This window comes from Paenibacillus sp. J22P143, assembly GCF_059692035.1.
Window position 1 is genome coordinate 380,936 of sequence record NZ_JCAUAQ010000004.1, and the last position, 6,649, is coordinate 387,584.

Annotated in this window: 4 protein-coding genes; 1 reads left to right on the forward strand and 3 read right to left on the reverse strand. The window is 44.9% G+C overall.

Going from position 1 to position 6,649, the window contains the following annotated elements; translation table 11 throughout:
* The first annotated feature begins 102 nt into the window (after window positions 1–102).
* Window positions 103–1,830, forward strand: a complete 1,728-nt coding sequence (locus AC58PQ_RS10930; protein WP_497241957.1) for a sigma-54 interaction domain-containing protein — start codon at window positions 103–105, stop codon at window positions 1,828–1,830.
* Between the two features lie 91 nt (window positions 1,831–1,921).
* Here AC58PQ_RS10930 and AC58PQ_RS10935 read toward each other — a convergent pair whose 3' ends face one another.
* From AC58PQ_RS10935 to AC58PQ_RS10945, 3 genes are all read right to left on the reverse strand, one after another.
* Window positions 1,922–3,163: a glycosyltransferase family 2 protein gene (locus AC58PQ_RS10935; protein WP_497241958.1), complete on the reverse strand. Its 1,242-nt coding sequence runs from the start codon at window positions 3,161–3,163 to the stop codon at window positions 1,922–1,924.
* A 509-nt stretch (window positions 3,164–3,672) separates the two neighbouring features.
* Entirely contained in the window at window positions 3,673–4,431 is a 759-nt protein-coding gene (locus AC58PQ_RS10940) for a hypothetical protein (RefSeq protein ID WP_497241959.1), read from the reverse strand.
* Window positions 4,432–5,019: 588 nt separating this feature from the next.
* On the reverse strand, window positions 5,020–6,649 hold a 1,630-nt coding region (locus AC58PQ_RS10945; RefSeq protein WP_497241960.1), incomplete at its 5' end, for a beta strand repeat-containing protein.

The window sequence follows — 6,649 nt, forward strand, 5'->3', positions numbered from 1 at the left end:
CTCCATATCTGTACGATATTCAGCAAAGAGACAACATGTGTTGAAACGCCTACCTTTTCATGGTAAATTAAAAACCAAATAGGCCGAAAAATGAGGTTAAACATGTTCATTCCTGAACACTTTCCATTGAACACACACATTCAAACACTTCCTATAGAGACAACACTTTCAGAGCTGACTTCATATATTCAAAAAGGAACAGCCGTCATGGTCCAACAAGAACTTGCCATAGCCTTATTTACACCTGAGGATGGGCAGTTGTTGAAGGCTTTTGAAGCAACGGCTGATCTGGCTCATCTCGTGGGCATTGACTATTTTAACGCTCCTATTTGTTCCATCGTGGAGCTCCACGACCATGACCACATGCAAGAGCTATTACGAGGAAGAAGTCGCCCCTTTCTATGTACTAATGAACTAGGAGCCATTCTTGGCTATCTCACCCCAGCAGCTTATGTCGCTTACCTGACGAAAGAGGGGCAGAAATGGTATGCCTACTTTGCTGCCCTGGCAGATACCGTGACAGACGCCGTAACGGTCGTAGACCGGGAGGGTGCTGTTATCTGCTGGAACCCTGTTGCGGAAGAGCTCTATGGGCTGCCGCGTGCAGACATTGTGGGCAAGCGCATTGGTGAACATTTTGACGTGGAAACCTTGATGGTTCTGAAAATGTTAGATGAAGGCCGTCTCATCCGTAACACGTATCATCGTCCAAGACCCGACACACACGTTCTCATCAATGCATCACCGATCAAAGATGCCGCGGGCATCATCATCGGCGGTATCGCGACTGAGCAAGATATTACCCAACTGGTGCGATTGAACGAACAATTGACAACTATCGAGTCCGTTGGGCTCCCGAATGAAGCTTCGCAAGCGGATCCTTTTGCCCTGATCAAAGGAAAGGGGCCAGCCATCGGCAAGGTCATCCAATGGGCCAAAAAAGTCGCAGCAACCGACACCCCCGTCCTCCTCATCGGAGAATCGGGCGTTGGAAAGGAGCAGCTTGCACAAATTATTCATCAATCGAGCTCGCGCCGGGTGCAGCCTTTTGTAACTGTTCATTGCGGCATTGTACCTACAGGCATTTTGGAGACGGAATTGTTCGGATATCAAGGCGGGGCATTTAGTGGAAGTCAAAGTGGTCAACCCGGTAAATTAGAACAAGCCAAAGAGGGTACACTATTTATAAATGATATTGAGAAAATGTCACTAGAGCTTCAAGCCAAGCTTTATCGATACATTACTCAGCAAACACTTGTCCGCACCGGCGGCAATCAAACGATCCATGTACGAACTCGCATCATTATTGCGACCACAAAGGATCTAGCTAGTAAAGTTGCTTCTCATGAATTCCGTTCAGACCTTTACTATGCCCTGAATGTTGTTTCCATCCGAATCCCGCCTCTGCGCGAACGAAACGAAGATATACCGGCCATGGTTCTTATGTATCTGAAACAATTTTCTATGCATTACCAGAAACCAGCGCCTGTTCTATCTCCTGAGGTCATTCTGGCATTAATCCAGTATGATTGGCCTGGCAATATTCAAGAACTGAAAAATGTCATCGAGCGATGCATTATTTTAAATGAAGATAAGATGATCTTGTTAGAACATTTGCCACTTGCCCTACAAGAGCTACAGCAGAGCCTCAATACGGACGCTGACACATTCGCTAGTACGTTAAAAGGAACAGTGTCCGAAGTGGATGAAATTACGTTGATTGAAGAAGCTCTAACCAAAACAGCAGGGAACAAAAGCGCTGCAGCCAAGTTGCTTGGGATCTCGCGCGGAACTCTTTATAATAAAATGAAAGAATTTGAATTGGAGTAGGTAATTTCTACCGAATAAAAAGGGCTTACCATGTATGGTTAGCCCCTTTTGTATTGAATGTGCATAGGTCTCCTGATCATAACCTTTAATGTTATAGCATTTTTTGGATCTCTACGTCGCTGTGATAAATATTTCCTTCTACCGAGATATCAGTCGTTTGTTCATTCAAAGTGAATAGAACTGACTTCCGGATAAGACGAATATGGCGCAGATCTGTCTTATCCTGAAGCTCTGAATCCGATTCACGATGTATCTTCATCGTCACTGCATCGACCGCAGGGCCGAGCGAGTGCTTTAACCCTCTTAGCTTTCGTTGATTCATTTCCGATAGAACCTCATCCGTCTCCAGCCAATAGATATAATCCTTGGATGCCTGTTTGAAAGCTAAATTACGTGCCTCCCACTCACTATATGTTCCATCTGAAATGAACCATTTATCCGTATACGCACCTGCAACTTCTTGAGTAAGACCGGCACAACCCGGATCAACGAGGATGATTTCATCCGCGAGCTCTTTAATCGATTTCATACAATTCGTAAATCGTTCATCGAGTCTCCTCACAACCACACAAAAACAAACTGTGATAAGCGGTTTGTATAACAAACCGATAATGTCTGCTCCCCACTTCTCAGCCGCTTTCTGGCGATTCGTATTCAGAAGTTGCCACAAGCTCGAATCATTCAATTGATTCATCGTCGCATGTCCAACGTGATGTATAAAGGAATCTTGGACAATATATAGCTTATATCCAGCATAAAGCGCACGAAGGCAAAGATCGTCGTCCTCATAGTTGCCCAATCCGTATCTCTCATCGAATCCACCAATTTCGTCCAGAATGCTTTTCTTAGTCAGCAAACAAAACCCAACCAATCGGCGTGCCTCCATAGTAAGTCCGGCATGTAACATGCGATGGTTAAGTGCAAACTCATCTAATTGTGACATATCGCTATACGTAACAGGGATTTTTTGATAGCCGCTTGAATAATTAGTAACAGGACCTACCATCCCCGTTTGATCATCCTGATCGAGAACCCTGATCATGTTCGTCAGCCAGTTCTCTGTGACAACCGTATCATTATTGAGAAACAAGATATACTCTCCAGTTGCAGCCTCTAAACCCTGGTTACAGCCTTTAGCAAACCCCAGGTTTATCTGATTGCTAATTAACTTGATATCCGGATACATCTGAAGAAACGTTACTGTAAAATCGGTGGAGCCATTATCCACAACAATAATTTCATAGCTTTCTGTCGTATGGTTCCGAATACTTGAGAGACAAGCATGCGTTAAAGACAATTGGTTATAAGTTAAGATAATAATACTGGTCTTCAAAGCTCACACCTCATTTTTCTAGTAAAGGCAAGAATTCCGTTATTCCCCCAGAAAGCAGGAAAAGGAGATGCTTTACTCTGTATGTGTATCTCTTTTATCTTATTGAACCATCAAAAGAATTGCCTCCGCACCATTCATCCAATTTATGGAACTATTATTAAATAAACACAAAAAAAGTAATAACTCCGAAAAAAATTCAAGGTTTTTTTAGAAAAAACCCTAAGTTTTCGTCACTTTAACCTGTTGGAAGGAATAAATTTAAAGGGTATAACGTTTGCTGGGTTGGCAGGTTAGCATAATCACAAAAAAGCTCAACTTACTATCATTCATTCCTAATATCAAACATAGGTAACGAATTATAGTAACATTGAGCCCATTTCTTTTTATCTGCTATCTTATTTAATCATTAATCACCAAATCCTATTCGACTCGTAGTTTCAACTCCGACTAAAATGGTTGTCATTCTAATCGGATCCCCCAACGATAAAAGAAAATAATTGCACCTACTCTTATTTCTCTGGTTGCTCTGGTTGCTCTGGTTGCTCTGGTTGCTCTGGTTGCTCCTGTAATCTAATAGCAGTTGTTTCTCCCATTGGTCCGATTGGACCCACTGGACCCACTGGTCCCATTGGTCCCATTGGACCCCTTGGACCCATCGGACCCCTTTCTCCCACTCCTGTTGCTCCTGATGCTCCAATTGGACCCATTGGACCCATTGGACCCATTGGCCCGTGTGGTCCACAATCACCTTTATCACCCTTATTACCACAATCTCCTTTATCACCTTTATGACCACAATCTCCTTTATCACCTTTATGACCACAATCTCCTTTATCACCTTTATGACCACAATCACCTTTTTCACCTGTTGGACCTGTTGGACCCGTTGGGCCAGTATGACCTCTCTTTCCGCGATCACCATCTTCTCCACGTTTCCCTTTTGGTCCAGTGGCTCCAGTATCCCCCGTTGCTCCTGTTGCTCCTGTTGCTCCTGTTGCTCCTGTTGCTCCTGTTGCTCCTGTTGCTCCTGTTGCACCTATCGCACCTGCAGCTCCATCGAAACCTCTAAAGCCACGTGGACCACGATCTCCTTTTGGACCTTTTTTGACTATCACGACAACAATTTTGCGACAACATTTTTTTCCTTTTTTCTTACGTTTGTGACAGCCGCAACCACTTACTTTGTGGAGCTTAGCCCTACTTTTTTTAATAATCAAACGGTTTTTCCCTGTAGTGGTACTTTTCTTTTTGCCTGCTAAGAGACTCATTACAACACCTCCTGTGATGCTTCATAATACGAGTTATCCCAGAGGTTTGTCTGTACTTTTTGGCAATAGATGGTTGTCCGTTATAAAATATGCATATGACTATATGTAAAGGAAATTAGTTTCTTCAATAATGGCATCTCACATCGGAATGGGATCTCATTTCAAAAAATATGTATGTATAAGAATTGCCCGATAGATGAATAGCATCATTTTGTTGACTTTGTAACAATCTAAATCTCCTTTCCTTCCATGTTGATGCTATTTTTGCATACTTCATAAGTAAAATTAGTTATTAGATACTGCATGAAAAAGAGCTAACCTTATCAGGTTAGCCCCTGTTTCATGCTGGCTTAGTAGTACGGGTTCGCTACGGACCAGTCAATGGTTGAAGCAGCTGTTGTTAAAGCAGGTACGAAGGCTAAGAATAAATCGGTAGGAAAGCTATTTCTGTGGTTCTTGTCGCTCTATTTACTAGATTTCATTCCTATCAAACATCATAGGTAAATGAAATATACTTTATAGTATTAAAAGTGGACAAGTTGGTTTGGATATTAATTCTATTTCCTATTTTTCTTTACTATTTATTAATTAATTTATAGCTACTCCTGCACTAGCGTATCCCACAACTGTATTAATAAGATTAAGACCATTTGCAGTTGCAGTAAATACCATCATTAAACGAGTTTGTGCTGCGACTGGTATTAAAAGACCTGTAGCAGTACCGCTCGTAATTTGACCCAATAAAAGAGGGGCTGGTAGAGCTGGCAATGTTACACTTGCTCCCGCTAGTGGAGCAAAGTTATTGCTATTTGCTGGTGCACTATATAATTGAGCTGTAATAACAATATTTGTTGATAAAATACCTAAAGCTACTGTATTACTAAAGAATGCTGAAATAGACGTAATTGTACCAGCTCTAGGCATTGAGAATGCATAATCAATAAGTGCAAGTGGTCCAGTTAAATCAATTGCTGGTCCAGGAAGTAATGTAACATTCGGAAGTGAAATTCCAAATCCTACAAGTCCTGCTAATCCTGCTAAACCGCCTGCAACTGTTGCCATTTCAATTGGAGCACCTGATGCAAACGGAATGATTGCACCCGTTCCTGCTATACCTGTTGCTCCTGTTGCTCCTGCTACTCCTGTTGCTCCCGTTGCTCCTGTTTCACCTGTTGCTCCTGCTACTCCTGTGGCTCCAGTTGCTCCTGTTTCACCTGTTGCTCCTGCTACTCCTGTTGCACCCGTTGCTCCTGCTACTCCTGTGGCTCCCGTTGCTCCTGTTTCACCTGTTGCTCCTGCTACTCCCGTTGCACCCGTTGCTCCCGCTACTCCTGTGGCTCCCGTTGCTCCTGTTTCACCTGTTGCTCCTGCTACTCCCGTTGCACCCGTTGCTCCTGCTACTCCTGTGGCTCCAGTTGCTCCTGTTTCACCTGTTGCTCCTGCTGCTCCAGTTGCTCCGGTTGCTCCTGTTTCACCTGTTGCTCCTGCTACTCCTGTGGCTCCAGTTGCTCCTGTTTCACCTGTTGCTCCTGCTACTCCCGTTGCACCCGCTGCTCCTGCTACTCCTGTTGCTCCTGTTGCTCCTGCTGCTCCGGTTGCTCCGGTTGCTCCTGTTTCACCTGTTGCTCCTGCTACTCCTGTGGCTCCAGTTGCTCCTGTTTCACCTGTTGCTCCTGCTACTCCCGTTGCACCTGTTGCTCCTGCTACTCCTGTTGCACCCGTTGCTCCTGCTACTCCTGTGGCTCCAGTTGCTCCTGTTTCACCTGTTGCTCCTGCTACTCCTGTTGCACCCGTTGCTCCCGCTACTCCTGTGGCTCCAGTTGCTCCTGTTTCACCTGTTGCTCCTGCTACTCCCGTTGCACCCGTTGCTCCTGCTACTCCTGTTGCACCCGTTGCTCCTGCTACTCCTGTTGCTCCCGTTGCTCCTGTTTCACCTGTTGATCCTGCTACTCCCGTTGCACCCGTTGCTCCTGCTACTCCTGTGGCTCCAGTTGCTCCTGTTTCACCTGTTGCTCCTGCTACTCCCGTTGCACCCGTTGCTCCGGCTACTCCTGTGGCTCCAGTTGCTCCTGCTACTCCTGTTGCACCCGTTGCTCCTGTTTCACCTGTTGCTCCTGCTACTCCTGTTGCACCCGTTGCTCCTGCTACTCCTGTTGCACCCGTTGCTCCTGCTACTCCTGTTGCACCCGTTGCTCCTGCTACTCCTGTTGCACCCGTT